At 65.2% G+C, this 25,996-nt stretch carries 24 protein-coding genes; 10 read left to right on the forward strand and 14 right to left on the reverse strand.

The window, feature by feature from the left end; translation table 11 throughout:
• Positions 1 to 20: 20 nt before the first annotated feature.
• Positions 21 to 1,280, forward strand: coding sequence for an aminotransferase class III-fold pyridoxal phosphate-dependent enzyme (locus HCA61_RS14100; RefSeq protein WP_169688794.1), 1,260 nt, complete (start codon positions 21 to 23; stop codon positions 1,278 to 1,280).
• Between the two features lie 9 nt (positions 1,281 to 1,289).
• On the opposite strand, the gene HCA61_RS14105 is transcribed toward HCA61_RS14100, so the two are convergent.
• Positions 1,290 to 1,553, reverse strand: a complete 264-nt coding sequence (locus HCA61_RS14105; RefSeq protein WP_169688795.1) for a hypothetical protein — start codon at positions 1,551 to 1,553, stop codon at positions 1,290 to 1,292.
• Positions 1,554 to 1,659: 106 nt separating this feature from the next.
• On the opposite strand from HCA61_RS14105, the gene HCA61_RS14110 reads away from it, so the two are divergent.
• Positions 1,660 to 2,343: a hypothetical protein gene (locus HCA61_RS14110; RefSeq protein ID WP_169688925.1), complete on the forward strand. Its 684-nt coding sequence runs from the start codon at positions 1,660 to 1,662 to the stop codon at positions 2,341 to 2,343.
• 84 nt (positions 2,344 to 2,427) lie between these two features.
• Here the strand turns inward: HCA61_RS14110 and HCA61_RS14115 are convergent, their stop codons facing one another.
• Both HCA61_RS14115 and HCA61_RS14120 read right to left on the reverse strand, forming a co-directional pair.
• The gene (locus HCA61_RS14115; RefSeq protein WP_169688796.1) at positions 2,428 to 2,967 is read right to left on the reverse strand and encodes a carboxymuconolactone decarboxylase family protein; all 540 of its coding nucleotides are present in this window, start codon (positions 2,965 to 2,967) and stop codon (positions 2,428 to 2,430) included.
• Entirely contained in the window at positions 2,964 to 3,554 is a 591-nt protein-coding gene (locus HCA61_RS14120) for a peroxiredoxin (protein ID WP_169688797.1), read from the reverse strand. Before HCA61_RS14120 ends, HCA61_RS14115 begins: the two co-directional genes overlap by 4 nt.
• Before the next feature lie 176 nt (positions 3,555 to 3,730).
• On the opposite strand from HCA61_RS14120, the gene HCA61_RS14125 reads away from it, so the two are divergent.
• Positions 3,731 to 4,660 carry a LysR substrate-binding domain-containing protein gene (locus HCA61_RS14125; protein WP_169688798.1) on the forward strand — a complete coding sequence of 310 codons (930 nt, stop codon included), beginning with the start codon at positions 3,731 to 3,733 and terminating at the stop codon, positions 4,658 to 4,660.
• A gap of 25 nt (positions 4,661 to 4,685) precedes the next feature.
• On the opposite strand, the gene HCA61_RS14130 is transcribed toward HCA61_RS14125, so the two are convergent.
• From HCA61_RS14130 to HCA61_RS14145, 4 genes are all read right to left on the reverse strand, one after another.
• On the reverse strand, positions 4,686 to 5,459 hold the full coding sequence (locus tag HCA61_RS14130) for a LysR family transcriptional regulator substrate-binding protein (protein WP_169688799.1): 774 nt from the start codon (positions 5,457 to 5,459) through the stop codon (positions 4,686 to 4,688).
• 31 nt (positions 5,460 to 5,490) lie between these two features.
• A complete protein-coding gene (locus HCA61_RS14135; RefSeq protein ID WP_169688800.1) occupies positions 5,491 to 7,995 on the reverse strand; it encodes a DEAD/DEAH box helicase in 2,505 nt (834 codons plus the stop codon).
• A 31-nt stretch (positions 7,996 to 8,026) separates the two neighbouring features.
• The gene (locus HCA61_RS14140; protein ID WP_169688801.1) at positions 8,027 to 9,064 is read right to left on the reverse strand and encodes an alpha/beta hydrolase; all 1,038 of its coding nucleotides are present in this window, start codon (positions 9,062 to 9,064) and stop codon (positions 8,027 to 8,029) included.
• Between the two features lie 235 nt (positions 9,065 to 9,299).
• On the reverse strand, positions 9,300 to 10,241 hold the full coding sequence (locus tag HCA61_RS14145; protein ID WP_169688802.1) for a PAC2 family protein: 942 nt from the start codon (positions 10,239 to 10,241) through the stop codon (positions 9,300 to 9,302).
• A gap of 149 nt (positions 10,242 to 10,390) precedes the next feature.
• Here HCA61_RS14145 and HCA61_RS14150 point away from each other — a divergent pair, with 149 nt between their 5' ends.
• Together HCA61_RS14150 and HCA61_RS14155 are read left to right on the forward strand one after the other, a co-directional pair.
• Positions 10,391 to 11,128: a DUF5642 family protein gene (locus tag HCA61_RS14150; protein ID WP_346777563.1), complete on the forward strand. Its 738-nt coding sequence runs from the start codon at positions 10,391 to 10,393 to the stop codon at positions 11,126 to 11,128.
• 199 nt (positions 11,129 to 11,327) lie between these two features.
• Positions 11,328 to 12,458, forward strand: a complete 1,131-nt coding sequence (locus tag HCA61_RS14155; protein ID WP_169688803.1) for a DUF4192 domain-containing protein — start codon at positions 11,328 to 11,330, stop codon at positions 12,456 to 12,458.
• Here the strand turns inward: HCA61_RS14155 and galE are convergent, their stop codons facing one another.
• A complete protein-coding gene (gene galE, locus HCA61_RS14160) occupies positions 12,459 to 13,454 on the reverse strand; it encodes a UDP-glucose 4-epimerase GalE (protein WP_169688804.1) in 996 nt (331 codons plus the stop codon).
• A 51-nt stretch (positions 13,455 to 13,505) separates the two neighbouring features.
• Complete coding sequence (locus tag HCA61_RS14165) at positions 13,506 to 14,192, reverse strand: metal-dependent transcriptional regulator (RefSeq protein WP_169688805.1); 687 nt, start codon at positions 14,190 to 14,192, stop codon at positions 13,506 to 13,508.
• Positions 14,193 to 14,295: 103 nt separating this feature from the next.
• Here HCA61_RS14165 and HCA61_RS14170 point away from each other — a divergent pair, with 103 nt between their 5' ends.
• Together HCA61_RS14170 and HCA61_RS14175 are read left to right on the forward strand one after the other, a co-directional pair.
• Positions 14,296 to 15,567, forward strand: coding sequence for an acetoin utilization protein AcuC (locus HCA61_RS14170; RefSeq protein ID WP_169688806.1), 1,272 nt, complete (start codon positions 14,296 to 14,298; stop codon positions 15,565 to 15,567).
• An 82-nt stretch (positions 15,568 to 15,649) separates the two neighbouring features.
• Positions 15,650 to 18,307, forward strand: a complete 2,658-nt coding sequence (locus tag HCA61_RS14175) for a bifunctional GNAT family N-acetyltransferase/acetate--CoA ligase family protein (protein ID WP_169688927.1) — start codon at positions 15,650 to 15,652, stop codon at positions 18,305 to 18,307.
• An 81-nt stretch (positions 18,308 to 18,388) separates the two neighbouring features.
• On the opposite strand, the gene HCA61_RS14180 is transcribed toward HCA61_RS14175, so the two are convergent.
• The 3 genes from HCA61_RS14180 to HCA61_RS14190 all read right to left on the reverse strand — a co-directional run bounded on the left by HCA61_RS14180 (position 18,389) and on the right by HCA61_RS14190 (position 21,472).
• Positions 18,389 to 19,351 carry a sigma-70 family RNA polymerase sigma factor gene (locus HCA61_RS14180; protein ID WP_169688807.1) on the reverse strand — a complete coding sequence of 321 codons (963 nt, stop codon included), beginning with the start codon at positions 19,349 to 19,351 and terminating at the stop codon, positions 18,389 to 18,391.
• A gap of 178 nt (positions 19,352 to 19,529) precedes the next feature.
• Complete coding sequence (locus HCA61_RS14185; protein ID WP_169688808.1) at positions 19,530 to 21,008, reverse strand: methyltransferase; 1,479 nt, start codon at positions 21,006 to 21,008, stop codon at positions 19,530 to 19,532.
• 104 nt (positions 21,009 to 21,112) lie between these two features.
• The gene (locus HCA61_RS14190) at positions 21,113 to 21,472 is read right to left on the reverse strand and encodes a DUF3099 domain-containing protein (RefSeq protein WP_169688809.1); all 360 of its coding nucleotides are present in this window, start codon (positions 21,470 to 21,472) and stop codon (positions 21,113 to 21,115) included.
• A 73-nt stretch (positions 21,473 to 21,545) separates the two neighbouring features.
• On the opposite strand from HCA61_RS14190, the gene HCA61_RS14195 reads away from it, so the two are divergent.
• Entirely contained in the window at positions 21,546 to 21,782 is a 237-nt protein-coding gene (locus HCA61_RS14195; RefSeq protein WP_169688810.1) for a DUF3039 domain-containing protein, read from the forward strand.
• On the opposite strand, the gene HCA61_RS14200 is transcribed toward HCA61_RS14195, so the two are convergent.
• Complete coding sequence (locus HCA61_RS14200; protein WP_169688811.1) at positions 21,755 to 23,023, reverse strand: YihY/virulence factor BrkB family protein; 1,269 nt, start codon at positions 23,021 to 23,023, stop codon at positions 21,755 to 21,757. The genes HCA61_RS14195 and HCA61_RS14200 overlap by 28 nt on opposite strands.
• 221 nt (positions 23,024 to 23,244) lie before the next feature.
• On the opposite strand from HCA61_RS14200, the gene HCA61_RS14205 reads away from it, so the two are divergent.
• A complete protein-coding gene (locus HCA61_RS14205; protein WP_169688812.1) occupies positions 23,245 to 24,972 on the forward strand; it encodes a DEAD/DEAH box helicase in 1,728 nt (575 codons plus the stop codon).
• A gap of 112 nt (positions 24,973 to 25,084) precedes the next feature.
• On the opposite strand, the gene HCA61_RS14210 is transcribed toward HCA61_RS14205, so the two are convergent.
• Entirely contained in the window at positions 25,085 to 25,279 is a 195-nt protein-coding gene (locus HCA61_RS14210; RefSeq protein WP_169688813.1) for a hypothetical protein, read from the reverse strand.
• A gap of 284 nt (positions 25,280 to 25,563) precedes the next feature.
• Here HCA61_RS14210 and HCA61_RS14215 point away from each other — a divergent pair, with 284 nt between their 5' ends.
• A complete protein-coding gene (locus tag HCA61_RS14215) occupies positions 25,564 to 25,908 on the forward strand; it encodes a DUF952 domain-containing protein (protein ID WP_169688814.1) in 345 nt (114 codons plus the stop codon).
• Positions 25,909 to 25,996 lie beyond the last annotated feature (88 nt).

The following is a 25,996-nucleotide window of genomic DNA, read 5'->3' on the forward strand; positions in this document are numbered from 1 at the left end:
GCTCGCCGGGAACCCATACGATGGCTGGGACCGGTAGTCGTGGACAGGAGCTGACTGTGGGTGCGTTGTGGCACGGATTCGCCGATATGGGCGTCGTGGAGCGGGACGGGGCCTTCGTCGTGGCTCGTGGCGATGGCGCATACATCTGGGACGATGCGGGCACCCGCTATCTCGACGCGACGGCGGGACTGTGGTTCGCAAACGTCGGTCACGGTCGCACCGAGATCGGGGAGGCTGTCGCCGCGCAATTGGCGAAGGTCGCGCACTTCTCGAATTTCGGTGATTTCGCAGCGGAACCGACGATCGCGCTTGCGGAGAGGCTGGCGGAGATCGCGCCGATTCCCGGTAGCAAGATCTTCTTCACCTCGGGCGGCTCGGACTCGATCGATACGGCAGCGAAGCTTGCCCGCCGCTACTGGCAAGAGGTCGGCCGCACGAGCAAGACCATGATCGTCAGCCGCGAGAAGGCCTATCACGGGATGCATGTCGGCGGGACGTCGATGGCGGGGATCGCCGTCAATTCGGAGGGCTACGGCGCGCTGTGGACCGACACCGCCACCGTGCCCTGGGACGACGCCAAAGGACTGCTCGAGCTCATCGAGAAGGTCGGGGCCGACAACATCGCCGCGTTCTTCTGCGAACCGATCATCGGTGCCGGGGGCGTGTACCTGCCGCCCGACGGCTATCTCACTGAGATCCGAGACATCTGCAGAGATCACGACATCCTGTTCGTCCTCGACGAGGTGGTCACCGGGTTCGGCAGGATCGGCGGGTCGTGGTTCGCGGCGACGAGGTTCGATCTGCAGCCCGACATCGTGACGACAGCCAAGGGTCTGACGTCGGGATATCTGCCGATGGGGGCGGTGTTCGTGGCACCGTCTGTGGCCGAACCGTTCTTTGCCGGGGGTGTGTGGTGGCGTCACGGCTACACCTACGGGGGGCATGCAGCAGCAGCGGCGGCTGCACACGCCAACCTCGATATCTTCGAACGTGAGAATCTGCTCGCCGAATCCGCACGACTCGAGAAGACGCTCCACGAGAAACTCGCCCCGCTCGCGGATCATCCGCGTGTCTCGGAGGTGCGGAGCGGTCTGGGTGCGGTCGCGGCAGTGCAGCTCGCCGATCCCGGCGAGGCCCTCGGCTTCGTGAAGACTATGCGGGAGCACGGCATCTCGGGCCGCGCAGCAGGTCAGGGGGCGATGCAGATCTCACCGTCGTTCGTCATGACGGACGAGCAGGTGCAAGAACTCGCCGATGGTTTCGCTGCGGCACTGGGCTGACCGAAGCACTCACAGCCGATTCCGGATCCGTCGCATCAGGCGGCGGATCCGGGTTGTCGGGCTCACCGGCACCTGGCGCAGCGGTACCTCCTCGGTGCCGTCCTGCGCTGCCACTGCTCGTGCGTACCGTTCATGGAGCACCGACCGGATCTCGTCGGGGCTGTAGTCGCGTCGCCTGCGCTCGTTGCGCAGGGTGATCGCGCCGGTTGCTGCGACACCCACGACGCCGGCGAGTCCGAGCAACTTCCACATCGTGCTGGTACGTAGGGCCATGCAGCGACCCTAGCGGTGAACTGCTCCTCGGGCTCCGGCTGTGCGCGGTCCATGGCACGCTTTCCCCATGCAACACGGAGACTTCTCCAGGCAACCCGGAGACGCCATGCAACCCGGTCCCGGACCATCGCGCATCACCTTGGACGAGGCGGTGGATCTCACACGCACGGGGGACATCTGGGTGTTCCGGGGTACCAGTGGGGCGGACAGGGCAATCCGAACCCTCACCAATGCCCCTGTCAACCACGTCGGCATGACGGTGGCATTCGCGGATCTGCCGCCGCTGATGTGGCATGCAGAATTGGGACGGAGCCTGCCGGACATGTGGACCGGCCGGCATCAACGCGGCGTCCAACTTCACGATCTGCGCAGCGCGGTGCAGGTGTGGGGAGTGCGCTATGGACAGCGCGGTTGGCTTCGTCAACTCTCCGACCCGGTCACCGCCGAGCAAGAGGATCAGTTGCTGCGTACCATCGCTCGCCTCGACGGAACTCCGTTCCCCTCGACAGCGAAGCTCGCCGGACGATGGTTCGCGGGACGCGTGCCGCGCCTGAAGCGACGCGAGTCCGGGCTCGAGAGTGCGTACTGCGCCGAGGTGGTTGCAGTGACGATGGAGGCAATGGGGCTGCTCGAACAGCGACGTCGCGGGAGCAGCTGGTACGACCCGGGGAGGTTCTGGAGCGGCGACAGGTTGCCGCTGGCCCCCGGTGTCGAGTTCGGAGGGGAGATCGAAGTAGCGCTCGAGGTCGCCGATGTCGCCGCGGGCGAGGCCCTCGGCGGAGATCAGTAGTCCGCGATCACATAAGTTCGCACGACGGGAGCACGCGCAACGGGGCCCCTCCGAAGAGGGGCCCCGTTGTGATGGTTCGAGAAATCAGGCGTTTGCGCCGGCGAGGATCTCGCTGGCCGTGATTGCCTGGGCAACGCCCTGGACGGTGGCGGCGACCTTGACGGCCTCCCAGACCTGCTCCTTGGTGAGGCCCTCCTTGCGCACAACGTTGTCGTGCGCTGCGGTGCAGTCGTGGCATCCGTTGATCGTCGACACTGCCAGCGACCACAGCTCGAAGTCGGACTTCTCCACTCCGGGGCTGCCGATGATGTTCATCCGAAGGCCCATGCGTACCTGGGCGTAATCGTCACCGAGGAAGCTCTTGGCCCGGTAGGCAACGTTGTTCATGCCCATGATCGAGGCTGCGCCGAGCGCGGCGTTGTACGCCTCCGCAGACAGGACGTCGGCGGCTTCCTCCGAGATCTCGGCGAGCACGGTCGCGGACTTGGTCGCGGCCGCGGCGGCGAGGAACGTGCCCCACAGCTGCTGCTCGTTGAGCTCGGTCGAGCGTGCGAGCGAACTCAGGTTGAGCTTGAGGTCCTTCGCGTACTCGGGGAGAGCGTTCTTCAGGTTGTCGACACTCACTGCAGCGCCGCCTTGACGAGCTCACCCGCATTGAGGGTCGGGTCGTTCTTCTTCCAGTTGCACGCGCACAGTTCGTCGGACTGCAGAGCGTCGAGGACTCGGAGGACCTCGTCGACGTTGCGGCCGACGGAACCGGCGGTGACGGACACGAACTGGATCTCGTTGTTCGGGTCGATGATGAAGGTGGCGCGATCGGCAACGCCGTCCGAGTTCAGGACGCCGGTGGCCGAGACGAGCTCACGGTTGAGGTCCGAGAGCATCGGGAAGGGGAGGGTCTTGAGATCCTCGTGCTGTGCACGCCACTGGAAGTGCACGAATTCATTGTCGACGGAGGCGCCGAGGACCTGCGTGTCGCGGTCCGCGAACTCCTCGTTCAGCTTGCCGAACGCGGCGATCTCGGTGGGGCAGATGAAGGTGAAGTCCTTCGGCCAGAAGAAGACGACCTTCCACTTGCCGGCGTAGTCATCGCTGGTGATGGTGGTGAAGTAGTCGTCGGGCTGTGCAGCGTCGACCTGCGACAGGTCGCCGCCGATGAGGGCCTTCAGGTTGAAAGCGGGGAACTGATCGCCGATGGTCAGCAATGCCATTTTCGGTCCTCTCGTTGGTGTCTCGTGAACAAGCGAGTCGATCACGCACACCACGCCCGATGACGTGGGTCTGTGCGTTACCGGAGGTTCCCGAGGGATCGTTCTCCGGTACGAGATTCATCCTGCCGGAAAATTTTCAAAAGGTAAAGGTGATGGCTCGCACTATACTGATAGGCGTGCCCGATCAGACTTATCATCCGACCCTGTCACAGCTGCGTGCGTTCGTGGCCGTCGCCACCTATAAGCACTTCGGCACGGCCGCAGCGCGTTTGAATGTGAGCCAACCCACACTGTCGCAGGGTCTCGCCTCGCTCGAGAACGGACTCGGGGTGCAATTGATCGAGCGGAGCACGCGTCGTGTGCTTGTGACCCCCGCAGGCGCGAGACTGCTCGCCCAGGCCAAAGCCATTCTCGACGCCGCAGACGGATTCGTCGCCGCGGCTGCGGGTGTCTCCGATGGGTTCTCGGGCCCGCTGAGGATCGGGCTGATTCCCACGGTTGCGCCCTACTTTCTCCCCGGCCTGTTGCCCGAACTCCGCATGCGCATGCCCAATCTCGCAGTGCACGTGATCGAGGATCAGACGGCCCGGCTCCTCGGTTCGCTCCGTTCGGGCACGCTTGATGTCGCAGTGCTCGCTCTGCCGTCCGAAGTGGCGGGAGTCGTGGAGATCCCTTTGTATGTCGAGGATTTCATCCTCGTTGTTCCCGCTGATCATCGCCTCGCAGGCAGAACCGATCTGCCACTGTCGATCCTCGACGAGCTTCCACTCCTGCTTCTCGACGAAGGCCACTGCCTCCGGGACCAGACCCTGGATCTGTGCCGATCCGTCGATGCCCGGCCCGATGCCGGAGACACACGGGCGACGTCGCTTGCCACTGTCGTGCGGTGTGTCGCAGGTGGCCTCGGCGTCACGCTCGTGCCCGCGTCGGCGGTGCCGGTGGAAACGGCAGGCGGGGACCTGGCCGTGGCGCACTTCGCCGCCCCCGAACCGGGACGCACCATCGGACTGGTCTTCCGGGCGTCGAGCGCGCGCGCAGACGACTACCGGGCATTGGCAGATGTGTTGCGGTCGCAAGCCCCGCCGCAGTCCCGGGTCACCGGCTGATCAGCTGCGCTGCGGAGAAATCCGATCAGCCACGTCGGCGGTTGGGACGGCCGGTGTTCTTGCCGCGTCCGGTGGCGCCCCGCCGCGATCGGGGTTTCTTGTCGCCGACCACCTTCCTCGGTTGTGAACCCTGACGCTCGCCGCGACGCTTACCCGAAGCTGCGGGTGCAGTGTCGGTTCCGGAAGGATCCTGCCTTCCACGGGAACTGTTCGCGGTGCGGCCCCGGACGATACCGACGAACTCGTCCACCTGATCGGTAGTGCGGTCGGTGAGCCATACGAGACCCACCTGCGACTGAGGGGCATCGGCGACCGGGCGATACGTCAGGTCCTTACGATGATGCAGACGAGCGAGCGACTGCGGTGTCACGAGTACCCCCACCTCCGACGCGACATGCGATATCGCGTCCTCGGTGGTTGCGGGGCGCTCGAACGCTTCCTCCCCGGGCAGGCTCACCCAATCGAGCACGTCGTCGAGGGGATGCAAGACGGTCTCGTCTGCAAGGTCGGCTACCGACACCTCGTCGACGACGGCTATCGCGTGCTCTTTCGGTACGACCACCACGGAGGTTTCCGTGTAGAGGGGGATCACCGACAGGCCGTCACGTTCGAGCGGCAACCGCAGGAGTGCGATGTCCGCCGTCCCGGCCCGCACGCACTCCGCCCCCGAGGTCGAATCGACGGGAACCAGCTCGATCGGTATCTCCGGAATCCGTTCCTTCCACACCCGAACCCATTTGGCCGGGGTCACGCCGGGGACGTAGGACAGGCGAAACGCCGCAGCGGGCTCATCGTTCACCGGAACCAGGGTACCGGTCTCGTCTCCGCTCTCAGCCTTCGACGATCTCGAACTCGTCGAAGACGACCTCGCCCGCGGCATCCGACTCGGCGAGGTTGACCTCACCGATCAGCGCCCAACCGTGATCACCCTGCGGATCCGCCAGCGTCTGGCGCACGCGCCACACTTCGGAGCCCATCTCGGCCGAGAACAACAGCGGTCCGCGCGCGTCGGGGCCGGTGCCGATCTCGTCGTACTCGTCGAAGTAGAGCTCGAGCAGATCCGACCAGTCTTCCGCGTCGAGGCCGTCACCGAGGTCGGCGAGATCGTTCCAGCGACGTCGTGATGCGAGTTCGACGCGCTTGAACATCGCGTTGCGCACCATCACCCGGAACGCGCGAGTGTTCGCCGAGAGCGGTCGCGGTGTATCGGCACCGAATGCGATCTGCTGATCGTCGGATTCTGCGCCGGGGTTGGTGAGCGACTCCCATTCGTCGAGCAGAGATGAATCGACCTGCCGGATCAGCTCGCCGAGCCACTCCGTGATGTCCTCGAGTTCCTCGGTGCGCGCGGAATCGGGAACTGTCTGCCGCAGTGCCCGGTACGCGTCGGCGAGATACCGGAGTACCAGGCCTTCGGACCGCGCCAGTCCGTAGTGGCTGACCAGCTCCGCGAATGTCATCGCGCGCTCGATCATGTCGCGCACGACGGACTTCGGTGACAAGGGGAACTCGGAGACCCATGGGTGTCCGCCACGGTAGGTCTCGAATGCGGGCTCGAGGAGCTCCACGAGCGGCTTGGGCCAGGTGACCTCCTCGAGCAGTTCCATCCGCTCGTCGTACTCGATGCCGTCGGCCTTCATCTCGGCGACCGCTTCGCCACGTGCTGCATGCTGTTGAGCCATCAGGATCTGGCGGGGGTTGTCGAGGGTGGATTCGATCACCGACACCACGTCGAGGGCGTACGTGGTCGATTCCATGTCGAGCAGCTCGATCGCGGCCAGCGCAAACGGTGACAGCGGCTGATTCAGTGCGAAGTCCCGTTGCAGATCGACGGTCAGGCGCGCCATGCGTCCGTCTTGATCGGGCTCGTCGAGCTGCTGCACGACCCCTGCCTGCAACAGACCGCGGTACAGCGAAATCGCCTTGAGAATGTGTTTTCGTTGCGCAGGCCGCGGTTCGTGGTTGTCTTCGAGGAGGTGACGCATCGCGTCGAAGCAGTTGCCGGGTCGCGCAATGACGTTGAGAAGCATCGAGTTGCTCACCGCGAACCGGGACTGCAGGGGCTCCGGCGACGCGGCGATGAGTTTGTCGAAGGTGCCCTGTCCCCAGGAAACGAATCCTTCGGGTGCTTTCTTGCGCTGCACCTTGCGTCGTTTCTTGGGATCCTCGCCGGCTTTGGCGAGTGCGCGGATGTTGTCGATCTCGTGCTCGGGTGCCTGGACCACGACGCTTCCCATCGTGTCGTAGCCTGCCCGTCCGGCACGCCCCGCGATCTGGTGGAACTCCCGCGCCTTGAGCTGCCGCGTGCGGGTGCCGTCGTACTTGGTCAGCCCTGTCAGCAGAACCGTGCGGATCGGCACGTTGATACCGACGCCCAGAGTGTCGGTACCGCAGATCACCTTGAGGAGGCCGTCCTGCGCGAGCTTCTCGATCAATCGTCGGTATTTGGGCAGCATGCCCGCGTGGTGAACGCCGATTCCGTGCCGGACCAGCCGTGAGAGTGTCTTGCCGAATCCGGTGGTGAACCGGAATCCGCCCAGGGCGTCGGCGATGGCTGATTTCTCGTCCTTGGAACACATGTTGACGCTGGTGAGGGCCTGTGCCCGCTCGAGCGCGGCAGCCTGTGTGAAGTGCACCACGTAGACCGGGGCCTGATGGGTGGTGACGAGTTCTTCGATGGCCTCGCCGATCGGCACCTGAGAGTACGAGAAGGTCAGGGGAACGGGGCGTTCCGAACCCGAGACTTCAACGGTGGGCCGCCCGGTTCGCCGCGTGAGATCGTTCTTCAGGAACGTGACGTCGCCGAGTGTCGCCGACATCAGCAGGAACTGCGCATTCGGAAGTTCGACGAGCGGTACCTGCCATGCCCAGCCGCGTTCGGGTTCCGAATAGAAATGGAACTCGTCCATGACGACCTGGCCGATGTCGGAGTTCGCTCCCTCGCGCAACGCGAGATTGGCGACGATCTCGGCGGTCGCGCAGATGATCGGAGCCCCAGAGTTGACGGACGCGTCGCCGGTCATCATCCCGACGAGGTCGGCACCGAACACATCGCACAATGCGAAGAACTTCTCACTCACGAGCGCCTTGATCGGTGCCGTGTAGAAGGTCCGTTTTCCGGTGGCCAATGCGTGGAAGTGAGCGCCGAGCGCGACCATCGACTTCCCCGAGCCGGTGGGGGTCGCGAGGATCACGTTGGCGCCGGAGACGAGCTCCATCAACGCCTCTTCCTGCGCCGGATAGAGCGTGATACCCCGGTCCGTCGTCCAGGAGGTGAACGCGTCGAAAAGAGAGTCGTCGTCGACAGGGTCGGGTATCAGATCCGGAAGCAGCACCGCTCCAGGCTAGTCGGAACGCCGGCCGGCTCTACGTCGCGCTGCGTTCGTCCGATCCCATTGCGCCGAGGACGGCTGTGCGTGTCGCCGGACCACCGGTGATGCGGGATTCGCGCAGTCCCGTGAGCAGCAGCTGCCGCCACTGCTCTTCGTCGAACTTGAGCGGTGTTGTGGAATCGAGGAAGTCCTCGATCACCCGCAGGAACCGGATCGGGTCGTCCCGGAACGGAAAATGCCCCGAACCGTGGAATATCTCGAGTCGCGACCCGGGCATGGCCGAGTGCGCGAGGTGTGCGTGTCCGACGGGGATCACACCATCTTGATCACCCCAGATCAGCTGCACCGGGACATCCTCGGTGAGATAGCAACGATCGAGCATCGTCACCACCTGACCACGCCAGTCGACCACCGCACGCAAGGTGCGCAGATATGCCTCGTATGCGGTCGGATCCGGCAGACCGGAGAGGATCCGCACGAGATCGCTCGTGTCGTGGAGTAGGGCTCCGGGCCGTAGCGGCGAGCCGTGGATTTGACCGAGGATGGTGCCCACGACCCTGACCGCGGGCACTGCTCCGGGAATTCTGAGCAGTCTGAGTAATTCACTCACCCCGGGCAGGGATGCGAGCCGCAGTGCCGGATGGACGTCCTTGGTGACGCCACCGGACGACACGAGCACGAGCCGTTCCACCATCTCGGGAAACTGGTAGCCGAACTGCATTGCAACCCCGCCGCCGAGGGAGTGGCCGATGATCGTGGCCCGTTCGACACCGAGCACCGCGAGGAGGTCGCGAATGCCGTTGGCATATGCGGCGACGGAATAGTCGGCGCGAGGCTTGTCGGAACGGCCGTGGCCGAGCAGGTCGGGGGCAATGACCGTGTACTTCTTCGCAAGGTGGGGAATGACGTCGAGCCAAGTGGACGAATTGTCGCCGATGCCGTGGATCAACACCAGGGCCGGACCGTTGCCCGCGAGGCGGAAGGCACGCCGGTACCCGTGAACGGTCCGGAAGACCATCCGAGGTTCCGAATCGGGAACCGGGCGCAATGTGCGCGGTCGCGATGTAGCCATCAGCCTCTCCTGCCGTATCCACGGGTTGCAGCCGGCCGGTCTCCTGTCTGGCTCGGGAGCTGATCCTTGCTTGCCTACCCTTGCATGCCGGGCGAGCATACTTTCTGTATGTGACGTCGGCAATGAGGATCGTGACCGGTATGTAACGCGGCTGCAGCGCTACCGAGCCCTCCCTGGAACCGGCCGCACCGAATTCGTGCCGAGTCGATTCCTGGACAGGCCGGGAGCCGGAGCGTCAGGAGTCGGAGTCCGTGTCACCGTCCTTGCGCTCGTACTCGGCGAGGAATCGTTCGAACTCGGCCCCCAGCTCGTCCCCGCTGGGCAGGCTTTCGTCGGTCGGCAGCGGAGTGGACTGCTGCTCCTGCGCTGCCACGTAGCTGTCGTACTGGCGTTCGAGCGCGCGCACGACGGACAGCACCTCCTCGTTGCCTTCGATGTGCTCGTCGACCTGCTCGCGAACACGCGCGGCAGCCTCCCCCAACGCTCCGAGCGGAAGATCGAGATTTCCGACCTCCGCGACGTTGATCAACAGCGACTCGGCGGCAGCGGGGTAGTCGGTCTGCGCCAGATAGTGCGGAACATGCACCGAGAATCCGACAGCCTCGTGTCCGTGCTGAGCCATCCGGAACTCGAGCAAGGACGACGCGCCCGCCGGAACCTGCAGTTGACCGGACCACCGGTGATGATCGGCGATGAGATCCTTGTTCGTCGAATGGGCGGTCACGCCCAGCGGACGGGTGTGGGGGATCGCCATGGGGATCGAATTTAGGCCGATCGTGCGTCGGACCCCGAATCGCTCCGCCAGAATGCGGAGCGCCGTGATGAAGCGCTCCCATTTCAGATCCGGCTCGGTACCTGCGAGCAACAGGAACGGAGTGCCCGCGTTGTCGACGAGCGCATACAGGTTGAGTTCGGGCGCCGCGTAGTCGGAGAAGTGATCCGATTCGAACGTCATCATGGGCCGCCGTGAACGGTAGTCGACAAGTTCATCGATGGCGAAGGAAGCGACGACCTCCGTCTCGAGCTGCTCCCGGAGATGAGTGGTGGCCAGATGCACAGCGTGTCCGGCATCGGAGAAGCCCTCCAGCCCGTGCACCAACACAGGCCCCTGTCCGTCGGCCGAGGTCAAGCGAGGCGCGGGAAACTCCAGCTCGTACATCCGGGACTGTTCGTCCATATCCGAACCACTCCGATCACGTCGTCATAGCCTTCTGCCCGGTGGCGCACCGGCGTGGCATGGTGGTGTTCGAGTCTAATTGAACCGAGAACAGCGCTCGACGGGGTGTTCTGCCCCGATGAACGGGAACAGCGGAGGTTCGGGTGGCCGTGAACGCAGTTCGTCGGCGGCGCGACCGGTACGTCGGTCGCATGGTCATGTGCGCGGCACTGATCGCCACTGTGACAGGGTGCTCGACGACAGTGGCAGGCACCGCGTTGCCCGGAACTGCCTCGCGGACGATCGACGTGTCCGGGATCTCCGACCCCGCCCTGGACCGATCGTTGCCGGCTGCGCTTCTGCTGCCCCCGGAGAAGTTCCCCGCCTCGTACCCGGCGGTGACGCTGCCTCCCTCTGCAGTGGCGCAGGCCGCGCCGGACCTGGCAGGGATCCCCGTCGGCGCGAAGGTGGAACCGCCCGGATGTCTCCCGCTCCCGCAGAATTACGGCCCCGACGAAACCGCAATGGCCGTGGGGACCTCCGAGGACGGGCGGGCCACGATCAGCGTCGAAGTGGTGGTGCCGGCACCCACACTCCCCGAACTGAGGAAGCACCTCGGAGAGTGCAGCGAGGTCGATGCCACCGACAGTGGGGTGACCGCCACCGTCACCACCGTCGCCGCGCCGGAGCCGCTTCCGCCGATGGGGGGCGTCCGGACCGTCGCATACACACGCACGGTGGTTTCGGGAGACGATCGCCGGCTGGTCCAGTCGATGGAGACCCGCGGCGCCCAGCTCGGAGATGCCAGGGTCCTGGTGACCTACATGACCTTCGATCGTCGTGAGGTCGACCGCGATGCCCTGGACATCGTCTTCCACAATGCGGTGGTGTATGCCTTCGGAGATTGAGCGAGGGATCTCGTGAAGAGGTTTGCCGACCACTCGCGGCCGGAGCGTATCAGTCTGCGCTGACACTGCCAGCTGTGTCAGCGCCCGGCACGAGGTTGCGCTGCCCGGATTGTCCACAGCCGCCTCATCCATCCACAGATTTGCGGATTCCACGTCCGAGACCCGATCTCGGTCGCCGCGACCATGGATCGTGCTGGGCATGACCGCATCGACCTCATCCTCGCAGCCACTGCACCTGTCGGACATCGGCGAACTGCTCGCCGCAGTGCCGGCCATGCTCGGCTTCCATCCGGCGCGCTCGATTCTCGTATTGAGCCTCTCTCCCGCACAGCGATCATCCAACAGCGATAGGAGAAGCGACGCGATCGGCGCCGTTATGCGCCACGACCTCCTGCTTCCGCGGACCGACGAACCGATTCCTGCACCGATGAGCGCCGCGTTCGAGCGGTTCTGCACGGTCTGCGTCCGCGAAGGAGCACGCGCCGTACTGGTGGTGCTCGTCGACGACCGGCTCGACCATCCCCACTGCCCCGGCTCCGCTGCTGCAGTGCGTCTGGTCGAGGAACTCGCCGAAGAGCTCGCACTGTCCGGCATCGAAGTGGCCGGTGTGCATGCCACCCCCGAAATCGCCCGTGGGCGCGTGTGGTTCACACCGGAAGGCAATGTGAACGGGACGATCCCCGATCCCGAGAGTTCGGTGGTTGCCGCCACACGAGTTTTCGGTGGGAGTCCGATCCGGCGGTCGCGGGACGAACTCGACGCACTGCTCGCTCCGTCCGCGCCGGAGCATCGCAGGCGAGTGGGCCAATGCATCGACGATGTGATCGATGCCCGCGACCTGGCGTACGAGCGCGCTGCACGCGCCGGCGGTTCCGCCCGTGCAGACCGAATGGAACTCGAAACACTGCTCGGCCATCTCGAGGCATTCGGTGACGGGGCGGAACTCCGCGCCCAGGAATACGCCGAAGTGGCCGTACTCCTTGCGAATCCGACGGTCCGTGACGCGACCCTCGCACTGGCGGCGGGGGTGCAGGCGCGCCTCGCCGAGCGTATGTGGGTCGAGCTTGCTCGTGCCTTGCCGGATCCGGAACGAGCCGACGCTGCTGCACTCGTCGCCTTCAGTGCCTACGTACGAGGTGACGGTGCATTCGCGGGCGTCGCGCTCGGAGTGGCCCTGGAATCGAATCCGCGACACCGTCTTTCGGATCTTCTCGACCAGGCGTTGCAGGCCGGGCTGCGTCCCGAAGCCGTTCGTGGTCTTGCCGACACCGGCTACGAGATCGCAGCGCGACTGGGTGTGGTGCTGCCCTTGCCCGGACCGCCCGAATGATCAGGTACGGGCGGCGTGCGCGCGATCACCGAGATTTCGCATGAATTCCCAGGCGTCCGCGACGATCTCGTCGAGGTCTGTGTGCTCGGGTTTCCAACCGAGTTCGTCGATCGCGCGCGCACTCGAAGCGATCAGCACGGCAGGATCACCGGCGCGTCGTGGTGCATCGGCAGCGGCGATCGGAAGCCCGGTGATCCGCTCGCACGACGAAATGACCTCGCGCACGGTGAAGCCCTCACCGCTCCCGAGGTTGTAGATGCGGTGCGCTCCCGCAGTTGCCTTCGACAGCGCCAGCACGTGTGCGTCGGCAAGGTCCTTGACATGGATGTAGTCGCGGATCGCGGTGCCGTCCTTGGTCGGCCAATCCGTGCCGAACACCGAGATGCGCTCGCGTTGCCCCAGGGCGACCTGAAGGACGAGTGGGATCAGGTGTGTCTCGACGACACGATTCTCCCCGGCGCCCCGGTATGCGCCGGCCACATTGAAGTAGCGCAGACTGGTCGCGGCGATCCCGTGCGCGTGGGCGTACGAGGAGATCGCGTGATCGATTGCCAGTTTGGAGGCACCGTACGGATTCGTGGGCCGGGTGGGAGCATCCTCGGTGATCGGTACCTGCTCGGGCTCACCGTAGGTCGCTGCGGTGGACGAGAAGACAAGCCGCGGCGTGCCCGACAATCGCATCGCTTCGAGCAGTGCGAGTGTGCATACGACGTTGCCCTGCCAGTACTTCTCGGGGAACTCGACCGATTCTCCTACGAGCGATTGCGCACCGAAATGGAGAACGCCGTCGAATCGGGGTGAACTACCTCCGGAGCCCAGTATCTCCGCGGCGACATCGGCGATATCACCGTGAACGAACTCGGCGCCCGACGGCACGGCATCGGCGTTGCCGGTGGACAGATCGTCGACGACGACCACGTCGTGGCCACGCTCGAGCAACACGGTGCTGCATACGCTGCCCACATAACCGGCGCCGCCGGTCACCAGAAGTTTCACGCTGGGTCTCCTCTTCCACCGGCCCACCGGCCCGGTGGAAGAGGCCCGGCATCAGACCTGCTTCACCTGCACGGCATGGGCCATCTCGTCGGAAAGCTCGAATGTGTTGTGGCCGGTGACGGTGATCATCACCGAACCCGGACGCGTCTCGACTGTAACGCGTGCGTCGGGCACGACGCCCGCCTCACGCAGGCGAGCGATCACTTCTGGATCCGACTGGACGTACTCGGCGAGTCTGCGCACGACGACCGCGGTGGGCTGCCCGCTCGGAATCTCCGTCAGACGGACCAGTTTCTCGTCCGAGACGGCAGCCTTGTCGAGACCCAGTTCTGCGAGCCCGGGGATCGGGTTGCCGTACGGCGAAGTAGTCGGATTGTTCAGTACTTCGACGAGTCGGCGTTCCACCTCCTCGCTCATCACATGTTCCCAGCGGCACGCCTCGGCATGCACATTCTCCCAGTCGAGTCCGATCACATCGACGAGCAACCGCTCTGCGAGGCGGTGCTTACGCATGACGGACACGGCGAGATCCCGTCCCTTCTCCGTCAACTGCAGATGACGATCACCCGCGACGCGCAGCAGTCCGTCGCGTTCCATGCGGGCGACGGTCTGACTGACCGTCGGACCGCTCTGTTCGAGGCGTTCGGCAATGCGTGCCCGCAGGGGCACCACACCTTCCTCCTCCAAGTCGTAGATCGTCCGGAGATACATCTCCGTTGTATCGACCAGGTCCTTCACTCTCACACCCCTTCGTCTGCGCCCGATTCTAACCGTGGCGTTCAGGTGGTGGGTGAGGTCCGATGCTCGCGTGACCCGGGGCGGGCAAGTAGCGTCTGTGTTCATGACCACGAGCTCCACCGCGGCAGGCGGTTCGACACATCTGGGCGGCGACCGTGTGGTGGTCTGGAGCCCCGATTACCTCGACTATCGGTGGGGTCCGAGCCACCCGATGAACCCGACCCGGCTCGACCTGACGATGGCACTCGCACGCAGCATCGGGCTGCTCGAGGGCGTCGAAACGGTGCGTCCGGACCCTGCAGACGATGCTGATCTCCTTCGCATCCACACATCCGGCTATGTCGATGCTGTCAAGAAGGCCGGATCTGCGCCCGCCGGATCGGAACCTCCGGCAGACACACCGCACGGTTTGGGCACCGAAGACAATCCCATCTTCCCCAAGATGCATGAGGCGAGCGCCACACTGGCGGGCGGCACCCTGGCCGCTGCCCGGGAGATCGCATCCGGCCGGACCCGCAGGGCGGTGAGTATCGGCGGCGGCATGCACCACGCGATGGCCGACTGGGCCGCCGGATTCTGTGTCTACAACGACGCGGCGATCGCCATCTCGTGGTTGCTCGATCAGGGTTACGATCGCATCGCCTATGTCGATGTGGATGCTCACCACGGCGACGGGGTCCAGCACGCATTCCTGGACGACCCGCGTGTGCTGACCGTCTCGATCCATCAGCATCCCGCGACCCTGTGGCCGAACACCGGTTGGTCGAGTGAGGTCGGGGCCGGTGCCGCCGAAGGTACCGCCATCAATCTTCCTGTACTACCCGGCACGGTCGATTCCTTGTGGTTGCGGGCGTTCCAGGCCGTCGTGCCCGGCGCGATCGCCGCATTCCGCCCGCAGATCCTCATCAGCCAGTGCGGGGCCGACAGTCACCGCGAAGACCCGCTGGCCGATCTGTCGCTCACCGTCGACGGGCAACGTGCGTCGTATCTCGCGATGCGCGACCTCGCCGACCGGTACTGCGAAGGACGTTGGCTTGCATTGGGCGGGGGAGGATACGGCCTGGTCCGGGTTGTACCACGTTCGTGGACACATCTGATCGCCGCGGCGCTCGACCGTGAGATCGACCTCACCGCAAAGGTTCCCGACGACTGGCGCGATCGTGTCGGCGCCATGGCGCCCGGAGTCGAACTCCCCACAGAAATGGGCGAAGGGGCGGACCTGTCGTATCTGGCGTGGGACGGTCCCGGTGGTACACCCGAAACCGGCGTTGCGTCACTCGATCGAGCGCTGACCCGAATCGATTCCGCGATCATCGCTACGCGCCGCGCCTGCTTCCCGCTTCTCGGACTGGACCCGGAGGACCCTCGTGACTGACTCGGAGAGCACGCAGGTACATGCGGGGGAGGAATCGCCTCGCACGCCCGATGCGACTGCCGACCCCGAGCGCGAACGGGCACTGGCGGTCGCGCGTGATTATCCCCGCCACTGGGTTGCCGATGTGCTGGCTTCCGATGGTGGTGTCGTCCATCTGCGGCCGATCGTTCCGGAAGACGCCGACAAGATCGTCGAATTCCACGGCAAGTTGTCCGAACGGACGCGGTATCTCCGATACTTCGGTCCCTACCCGACGATCTCGAAGCGCGATCTGTTCAATTTCACCGTCGTCGACCATCGCAAGCGGGTGGCGTTCGTGGCGATGCTCGGAGACGAGATCATCGCAGTCGGTCGCTACGAAGGACTGTCGTCCGAGGGGGACGGTCTGTCCGCCGAAGTCGCATTCACCGTGTCGGACTCGCATCAAGGTCGCGGGCTGGGGCCCATTCTGCTCGAACACCTCGCCGGCGCTGCCGCGGAGAACGGACTCCGTCGTTTCGTCGCCGAGGTCCTCGCAGAGAACCGCCACATGATCTCGGTCTTCCGTGAGGCCGGGTATCAGGTCAGCCGCAGTTTCGAGGGCGGTGTGGTGCGGTTGGAGTTCGACATCGACCCCACGGAGGCACTCGTCTCGGTGCGCAATGCGCGCGAGCGTGCCGCTGAAGCTCGTAGCGTCCGCAACATTCTGAGTCCGGGAAGCGTCGCGGTGATCGGTGCCTCCACCGACAGCCGGAAAGTCGGCAACGCCGTCCTGGTGAACATGCTGCGCAGCGGATTCACCGGACCGGTCTATCCGGTCAACGCCGAACACCGGTCGGTGCGGGGCGTGCGAGCCTATCCGACAGTGCGCGACATCCCGGACGAGATCGACCTGGCGATCGCCGCGGTTCCCGCCGAATCGATCGACGCGGTCCTCGACGACTGCCTCGCGAAAGGCGTCAAAGCGCTACTCGTCGTGTCGTCCGGATTCGGCGAGACCGGACCCGAGGGACGCGACGCGGAGCGCCGCCTGGCGCATGCCGCGCGTGCACACGGGATGCGATTGATCGGCCCGAACGCCCTCGGAGTCGCCAACAACGATCCGGCGTTCCGGTTGAATGCGACGCTCGCCCCCATACTGCCCGCCGCGGGCAATGTCGGGTTCTTCTGTCAGTCGGGTGCGTTGGGCATCGCGATTCTCGACGAAGCCGCCAAGACCGGAGTGGGCTTGTCCTCGTTCGTGTCTGCGGGAAACCGCGCCGATCTGTCTGGCAACGACCTGTTGCAGTACTGGGACACCGACCCTGCTACCGAGGTGGTACTCCTTTACCTCGAGAGCTTCGGCAACCCACGTAAGTTCTCGCGCATCGCCCGCCGGGTCGCGCGAAGCAAGCCGATCGTGGCGGTCAAATCCGGCCGGCATGCGGTACCTCCGGTGCTCGAGGCCCGTACCGGGGAGATGGACGACGCAATTGTGCGTCACCTGTTCGAGCAGGCCGGCGTTGTTCAGGTCGAATCCATTGCGCAACTGTTTGATTCGGCGTTGTTGTTCAGCTATCAACCGCTACCCGCCGGACCGCGGGTCGCGGTCGTGGGTAATTCCACAGCGCTCGGGGTGCTCGCCGTGGATGCGGCGAGAGGGCAGGGCCTCAAGCCCGCCGACGCAGTGGATCTCGGCGCGCAGGCGACCCCGGAAGGGTTCGCGGAAGCGGTGGCCCGGGCGCTCGGGGCACCGGAGATCGATGCGGTCATCGCCGTGTTCGTTCCCCCGGTTGCGGTGACGGTCGAGCCCTACGCGCAAGCACTGCGCGATGCAGTGGCGGGTGCGGAGAAGCCGGTGGTCACGACATTCCTTGCGACCGAGGGCATCCCTGATGTTCTCGCGGTCCGAGATGAAGAGGGCAATCCGGCCCGGGGGTCGGTACCCTCGTACCCGGGTCCCGAACGGGCCGCGACAGCTCTTGCACGTGCGTGGCGGTATGCCAAGTGGCGGTCTCGCCCCCAGTCGCAGGTTGTCCGTCCCGCGGGGATCGACCCGGAGCGTGCCCGTGCTCTCGTCGACGGCTGGCTCGACACCACGCCCGGCGGCCGCTACCTGTCCGACACCGAGACCGCATTGCTGCTCTCGTGTTACGGCGTGCACATCGCCACCTTCCGGTCGGTGACCACCGAGGACGAGGCGATCGCAGCAGCCCACGAGATCGGCTTTCCGGTGGCAGTCAAGGCGACCGGGGCCCAATGGCGACACCGGCCCGATCTGACCGGGGTCCGGCTCGACCTCGTCGACGCCGATTCGGTTCGTTTCGCCTACCGGGACCTCGCTGCGGTGTCCGGGGAGCCGCTGCTTCATGTGCAGAAGATGGCGACCAAGGGCATCGGATGCGCGATTCGGGTACAGGACGACCCCTCGTTCGGTTCGTTGATCTCCTTCGGAGTCGCAGGCGTGATCTCCGACCTGCTGGGTGACCGCGCCTACCAGGTGTTGCCGCTGACCGAGGACGAAGCCGTCGAACTGATCGACGCACCCAAGGCGGCGCCGCTACTGACCGGCTACCGCAATGCTGCACCGGCGAATCGCGCCGCACTCGTCGATATCGTCCAGCGCATTTCCGCGCTTGCCGACGACCTGCCCGAGGTTCGTGAGCTCGTATGCGAACCGGTGCTGGCGTCGCCGGTCGGTGCCGAGCTCACCGACGCGCACCTGCGGATCGGCCCGGAATCGCAGCATCCTCTCGACCTGGGCCCGCGCCGGCTGCGGTGACCGGAGCGAGCAACCTGCCGACAGCACGATCCCCGAGAACCCAGCCCGGCTCTCGGGGATCGCTGAAGCTGACGCGCCCGGTCAGCTTGCGTAGGCGCGGAGGCGTTCGGCGCGCTCGCCCTCGCGGAGTTTGCCCATCACTTCACGCTCGATCTGCCGTACGCGCTCGCGCGAGAGACCGAACAACTTGCCGATCTGGTCGAGAGTGCGCGGCTGGCCGTCGTCCAGCCCGTACCGGAGGCGGATGACCTGCTGCTCCCTCTCGTCGAGGGTTCCGAGAACGCTGCGGACATCGCTGTGCAGGAGTCCGGCGATCACGGCGGTCTCCGCGGAGGTCGCCTCGGCGTCCTCGATGAAGTCGCCCAGAGGTGCTTCTTCGTCGCTTCCGACCGGCATGTCCAGGCTCACCGGGTCGCGGCTGTGGTCGAGCAGGTCAGCGATCTTCGCGACCGGAATGCCGGATTCTTCCGAGAGTTCTTCGTCGGTGGCCTCGCGTCCGAGCTGCTGGTGCAGTTCCCGCTTGATCCTGGCAAGCTTGTTGACCTGCTCGACGAGATGGACCGGAAGGCGGATCGTGCGGCTCTGATCGGCCATACCGCGGGTGATTGCCTGACGGATCCACCACGTGGCGTAGGTCGAGAACTTGAAGCCCTTTGCGTAGTCGAACTTCTCCATCGCTCGGATGAGACCGAGGTTGCCTTCCTGGATCAGGTCGAGCAGGGGCATGCCGCGTCCGGTGTAGCGCTTGGCCAGCGACACCACGAGCCGCAGGTTCGCTTCGAGTAGATGACTACGAGCTGCCTGGCCTTCGCGTACGACGATCGCAAGGTCGCGCTTCTTTGCAGGTGAGAGACGCTTTTTGGTCTCGAGCACGTGCTTGGCATAAAGGCCGGCCTCGATCCGCTTTGCCAGTTCTACCTCGTCCGCTGCGGTCAGCAATGCCGTCTTTCCGATGCCGTTCAGATAAACGCGCACAAGATCGGCGGCGGGACTTTGATTGTCGAGGTCGGAATTGACTCGAGCGGTTGTTGCGGGGCGTGCCATGACGTGCCTCCTCATCGGTGGTGTCTCACAGGGTTCAACGCTCGGGTCACCTGGGAAAGTTCCCGCCGGTTTCCGAGCCGCAGTGCTGCGACCTGCGCGAACCTGGTAGCTCGTCTGAGAAGTTGCTGAGAGATCGGGGAAGGGGCGCCGTTGCGGGAACTGCCCCGCCCGCTCGGATCTATACCGGCGTGACGAGACCGTGACGGACGAGTCCCTGCATCAGAGGCACCGCCATCGCCGCCAACTCGTCCTCGTCCTCACCGTGGGCCGCGGAGAGCAGTGAGACCAGATCGCCCAGGGGGAGGCCATCGGAACGCAGGCCGCCGAGCAGGGCAGCTGCCAGGTCGTCCAGTTCGTGCTGCCACGCGGGGCCGCCCCCGCGATGCACCCGGGTGACAACCTGATTCCAGCCTTCCTCGCCGGGGAGGAAGACGCGCTCGAGTGCAGTGTCGTCGCGTACCTGGAACCGAGATTCGAGGAGATCGTGGTCGCGTAACCACTGGAGGCGTGCGAAATAGTCGATCGATTCCGGCCCGAGCGCATCGGTGAAGGCATGGCGCAGGTCCTCGGCCAGCACATCCGACGGCTCATCCGTGCGACGCAGATAGACGAACCCGAAGCCGACACCCTCGACGCAGTTGCGTGCGAAATGGTCGAACCACTCCTCGGCGCGTCCCGCGACTGCCGGGTCGCGCTGGTCGGCGTCGCCATCGCGGAGCCAGGTCCCTATGTACAGAGCCGGATCAGCCACGTCACGCTGCACGATCCATGCATCCACACCGTGGGCCGGTAACCACGACGCGACGCGTGCTCGCCAGTCCTGGCCTTCGATATGAACCCACGACGCCAGGATGGACGCGGTCCCGCCCGGATTCAGGTGGTCGACGCTCTGCGAGATCATCAGCTTGCTCGCGCCGTCGAGATCGAGACCGGAATCACGGTAGCTGTGCTCGACCTGGCCGCTGCTCACCACGAACGGAGGGTTCGCGACGATTCGGTCGAAGCGGCGGCCGGCAACGGGTTCGAACCACGAGCCTTCGAGAAGTTCGAGGTCCAGTTCGTTCAGCGCGGCGGAGGCCGCGGCCAGTGTCAGGCAGCGCGGTGTGATGTCGGTCGCGGTCACGGTATCGGCGTACTCGGTCGCGTGGATCGCCTGGACGCCGCACCCGGTGCCGAGATCGAGTGCGGAACCCACCGGGTCGGTGGGAGTGGCCTGCAACAACGAGAGCGATGCCTGGCCGACGCCCAGCACATGATCAGGACGAGTAGGGCTGGGTCGAAGCGCACCGTCGAGGTCCGACAGAACCCAGAGGTTGCCCCCGCCGGCGTCCAGCGGCCGCAGATCCAGCGCCGACCGCACACCGTCCGCGTCACGTTCGAGCAGACCGGAGGCGATCGCGTCGTCGAGATTCAGAGGTGCAAGTGCCGCGGCGACCTCGTCGGCCGGGCAGGTGTCCTGTAAAAGGAACAGCCGCACGAGCACACCGAGATCACCCGCGCCACGCGAGGCACGCCGTGCGGCGACCGGTTCGCTGCGCCCCAACGCGGCGTGAGCTTCCGCGCCCAGGAGTTCACGCACGCTGTCGATGTCATAGCGACACCGGATCAACGCAGTGCGCAGGGAGGGGCAGATCGACAGAAGTAGGTCGCGGTCCACGGAAGCATTCTCGCAGCCGCGTGTACAGGTGGGCCCGGTGCCCACCCCCGCGCCGAATGTCCGTGATGTCTGTGCGTGCGCCGAACGTCGGTCGGCCGGTCCGGTCAGCCGTCGATGACGCGATGCTCGGATCGCTCGAGCGCCGCAAGTTCCCTGTGCCTGCTGTCCCAGCGGCTCGGCTCATCCTTGCGTCGTGGCGGCCGGTCGTTCGCGATGAGCACCGCGATCCACGGCAGGGGGATCGAGAGCCCGATGATCGCCATCGCGATCCACGGGTTCGCCCACACGCCGTACGAGATGGCTGCCAGGATCAGGGCGGGAATGCGGAAAGCCATCAAGGTCATGTACTTACGGACCCGCGCTCGGTGCTGGTCCTCGAGAGACGCCTCCGCCTCCGTGATCAGGACCGGGTTATCGGGCGATCCGCTCTCGTGGGATCCGCCGAAACCAGGTGTTCGTGCCATATCTACTACTTTCCCACGCCCATAGATCGAATGCACATACCGGTCCGGGGGTGCGGTGCGGCATCATGGACACGTGAGCACGGATATCAAGGAACGGCCGGATACCACCACCGACGAAACCACCAGCGACGACACCCCCAAGTTCTTCCACTACGTGAAGAAGGACAAGATCGCAGAGAGCGCCGTCATGGGGACCCACGTTGTTGCACTGTGTGGTGAGGTCTTTCCGGTGACCATGTCGCCGAAGCCTGGTTCGCCGGTGTGCCCCGAGTGCAAGAAGGTCTACGAGGGCCTGCGCAAGGGCGACTGAGGAAGTCGGGTCAGGGACTCACGCTCCACTGCCCCCGGTCCTCGCGGCGAAACCGGACCACCATCGGCCGAGGTGCTCGATGCCTCCTCGGCCGTTTCGTCGTGCCTGGATCCTCCGGAGGGATCCGGCCTGTCGACCGGGCATGTGTCGGGCCCACCTTCGTCGGACGGACACGCGTCGTCGTAGCCGGGCAGTTGATCGGAACGAAGAAGATCGGTGAGCCGGATAGGACTCGCCATGGTGATCCGACGTGTCAGGTTGGTGACCGGACCCTCCTCGGGCGACGGCTGCTTGTCCGCCTGCTCGGCGAGCCACACACGCCACTGTTCGATCCGTGTTGCTCGCGCAGGCCACATCTCCTGGATCGTGGCATTGAACTCGGCACCGATCACCACCGCGAAGCCGAGGAAGAATGTGAACAGCAGGAACGCAATGGGCGCGGCCAGTGCGCCATAGGTGTACCCGTGTTCGGCAATCCAGGTCAGGTACCTGCGCAGGCCTGCGCTCGCGAGAATGAAGAACGCCCCTGCGAGTACTGCTCCGCCGAGCAGGCGATGCCACGGCAGAGTCTTCGGCAAGGCCACTTTGTACAGAGTGGTCAGGGCAATGAGCAGGAGCAGACCGACAGCCGGGTAGTAGAAGGTGTCGACGATCTGCGAACCCACCGAGTACCACGACTGGGGTAGCAATCGGCCGATCATCGTCGGCCCCAGTGCCACCAAGGGCAACGTGATGACCGCCAGGATGAGAAACATCACGTACAGCAGCAGACCGAACACTCGCTGCCAGACCGGGTGACGATGGTCCTGTTGCCCGTGCGCCTCGACGATCGAATCCACGAACGTGGCGACGGCCGAAGATCCTGCCCAGAGCGACAGGAGAAAGCCCAATGACATCACATCCGCGCGTCCACGGTTGAGCACGTCGTAGACCGTCGGCGCGATGATCTCATCGACGACGCTGTCGCTGAATGCGGTGCGTGTGAACGTGACGATCTTGGACACGATGATGTTGGGAATGTCGGGTCCGAACCATCCGCCCACGTAACCGAGGCTGCCGAGCAGTCCCAGGAGTAGCGGGGGGAGCGACAGGGTCTGCCAGAACGCGGCGGTCGCGGCCTTGCTGAAGATCGAGTGATCCCACGCGGACTGCGCAGTGTGACCGAAGACCCGACCGCACGCCCGTACCGCGCGCCCGATGCGGCGCGGTCCGGGCACGTGGGGCACAGCTGTGGCGTTCATCTACTTCCAGCATTCCTGATGACACGCCGCGATGCGCGCACCACATGCGGTTGTCGGTACTTCGGATTCTGTCACGACCGTCACTTTCCCTCGTCGTCGGCCTGGCGGTTCGGGGCGTCGATCGCGGGGCCGAGGCGATAGGCTGCATGGCGGTCGGTGATCGGTTGGCCAGTCCTGCCGTCACAGACCGGAGTTGAGCGGACAAGGAGCACGAAGAACCGGTGAGCACTGAAACCGTCGGACAAGCTACGACCTCCGCCCCCGGAGGACAGCTGCGCGCATGGCAGCGTCGCGCCCTGACCAAGTACCTCGCCACCAAACCTCGCGATTTCCTCGCGGTGGCCACGCCGGGGGCGGGCAAGACCACATTCGCGCTGAGGGTCGCGTCGGAACTGTTGAAGGACCGGACCGTCGACCAGGTCACGGTCGTTGCCCCCACCGAACACCTCAAGCACCAGTGGTCGTCCGCAGCGGCCCGACTCGGCATCGCCCTGGACTCGAACTTCACGAACTCCACAGGGCAGACCTCGAGCGACTACCAGGGCGTCGTCGTGACCTATGCGCAGATCGCTTCCCACCCGTTCAAGCACCGTGTTCGCACCGAAGCGCGCCGCACGCTGGTCATCCTCGACGAGATCCACCACGGTGGTGACGCCAAGAGCTGGGGGGAGGGAATTCTCGAGGCGTTCGGAGATGCGACACGCAGACTGGCGCTGACAGGCACCCCGTTCCGTAGCGACGACAGTGCCATTCCGTTCGTGACGTACGAACCGAACGAGGAAGGCCTGATGCAATCGAAGGCCGACCACGCGTACGGATATTCCGATGCACTTGCAGATGGCGTCGTCCGGCCGGTCGTGTTCCTCGCCTACTCCGGCGAAGCCAGGTGGAGAACCAGTGCGGGGGAGGAATACACCGCCAGGCTCGGTGAGCCGCTCAGCGCCGAGCACACGGCGCGCGCCTGGCGTACCGCGCTGGACCCGGAGGGTGACTGGGTGCCTGCCGTGCTGGGTGCCGCCAACACCCGCCTCGAGCAGTTGCGCGCGGGCGGCATGCCGGACGCGGGCGGCCTCGTCATCGCGACCGATCAGACTGTCGCTCGTGCGTATGCGAAGACTCTCGAACGCCTCACGGGTGAGCCGCCTGCCGTCGTCCTTTCCGACGATCCCACCGCATCGTCGCGTATTTCAGAGTTCAGCGCGGGCACCCAACGGTGGATGGTGGCAGTCCGAATGGTGTCCGAGGGAGTCGATGTCCCCAGGCTCGCCGTCGGCGTGTATGCGACCAGCGCCTCGACTCCGCTGTTCTTTGCTCAGGCGATCGGGCGTTTCGTGCGTGCGAGGCAGAAGGGGGAGACGGCCAGTGTGTTCCTCCCGTCGGTACCGGTGCTGCTCGAACTCGCCAGTCAGCTCGAGGCACAGCGCGACCATGTCCTGGGAAAACCGCATCGAGTCAAAGAAGGCTTCGACGACGAACTGCTCGCCGACGCCAATCGCAGGAAGGACGAGCCGGGCGAGGACGAGAAGGCCTATACCTCGATCGGTGCGGAGGCCGAGCTCGATCAGGTGATCTACGACGGTTCGTCCTTCGGCACTGCCACGTTCTCGGGTAGCGACGAGGAAGCGGACTATCTCGGCCTGCCTGGGCTACTTGATGCAGACCAGATGAGAGCGTTGCTGCGTCAGAGACAGGAGAAGCAGCTCGACAAACCTGCGGCCCAGCAGACGCCGAGTCCACCGCAGCAGGTGGCCGAACGGATCGCTGCGGCCGATGAGCTGCCCCAGCTGCGGCGCGAACTCAATTCCTTGGTAGCGGTCGTGCACCACCGCACTCGTAAACCACACGGCGTGATCCACGGGGAGCTGCGACGTCAGTGCGGTGGGCCGCCGACCGCAATGGCGAGCGCCGAGCAGTTGCGCGATCGCATCGCGATTCTGCGGAGCTGGTGACGCCCCTGCTGTCGGCGACAAACCGTCCATGAACGACGATACGGGCGACTACCGAAAGGTAGTCGCCCGTATGCGGGGTCGAGTCGCGGAACCGTGGGCTCCGGACGGCGGATCAGACGGTGGCGTCGGCCTCGGTGACGATCGTGGCACCGAGCTCACGGAGCCGATCGGTGTGTTCGTTTGCGTGATGACCGCAGAACAACAGTTCGCCGCCTGTGGGAAGGACAGCGCGTACGCGAGCGGCTGCGTTGCAGCGATCGCACCTGTCGGCGGCGGTCAACTTCGGGGTGGTCAACGTACCGGGCATGACTCCTCCAAACTGGCCACCTTCGACAACGGTCGCCTGGGGTCTGGTCCGCCGCGCCGGGGGTAGCGCGGTAGATCTACTCTTACAGACGATTCGCGTTCGTGGGTTGTTCCCCTGATCGTCCATTCGTGTTGTGTTTCACGAATGGACACTGAGAAACACCAGGACGTGGGCGTTTGCTGATCTGCTCTCGTGCTCCCCGGCGCAGCTGTTCGCTCACAGCGCAGCAGCGGGTACGGCGCGTCGACGAATCGTCCGCGCTCCGGCGATGCGAACAATGGGGCATGAGTGAAGTTCTGCTGCACATCTGCCCGCGCGACGAGTGGTTCCGTGCCCGTGAGGAAGGCGCCGTGACACCACCTTCACTGACCGAGGTGGGATTCGTGCATCTGTCGACGCCCGATCAGGTCCACCTTCCAGCGAATCGCTTGTTCCATGGCCGCACGGACCTTGTTCTCCTCCGGATCGACCCGTCTCGACTGATCGACGACGTGCGGTTCGAACCGGGTGTGCCTACGGACCCCGAGTCGATGAGGTTTCCACATCTGTACGGGCCGCTACCGGTCGACGCGATCGTGGAAGTCGTCGACTATCGCCCGGGAGACGACGGACGATTCGCACCCGTATGATCGGCTCTCGCGAGGAGGGGCGGAGGGACGACGACGTCCCTCCGCCCCTTTCGGACAGCGCGGCTCGCCTCCGGGGCGGGCGAGGTGA

It is taken from the genome of Rhodococcus sp. HNM0563 (assembly GCF_012726195.1).
Taxonomy (GTDB): domain Bacteria; phylum Actinomycetota; class Actinomycetes; order Mycobacteriales; family Mycobacteriaceae; genus Rhodococcus.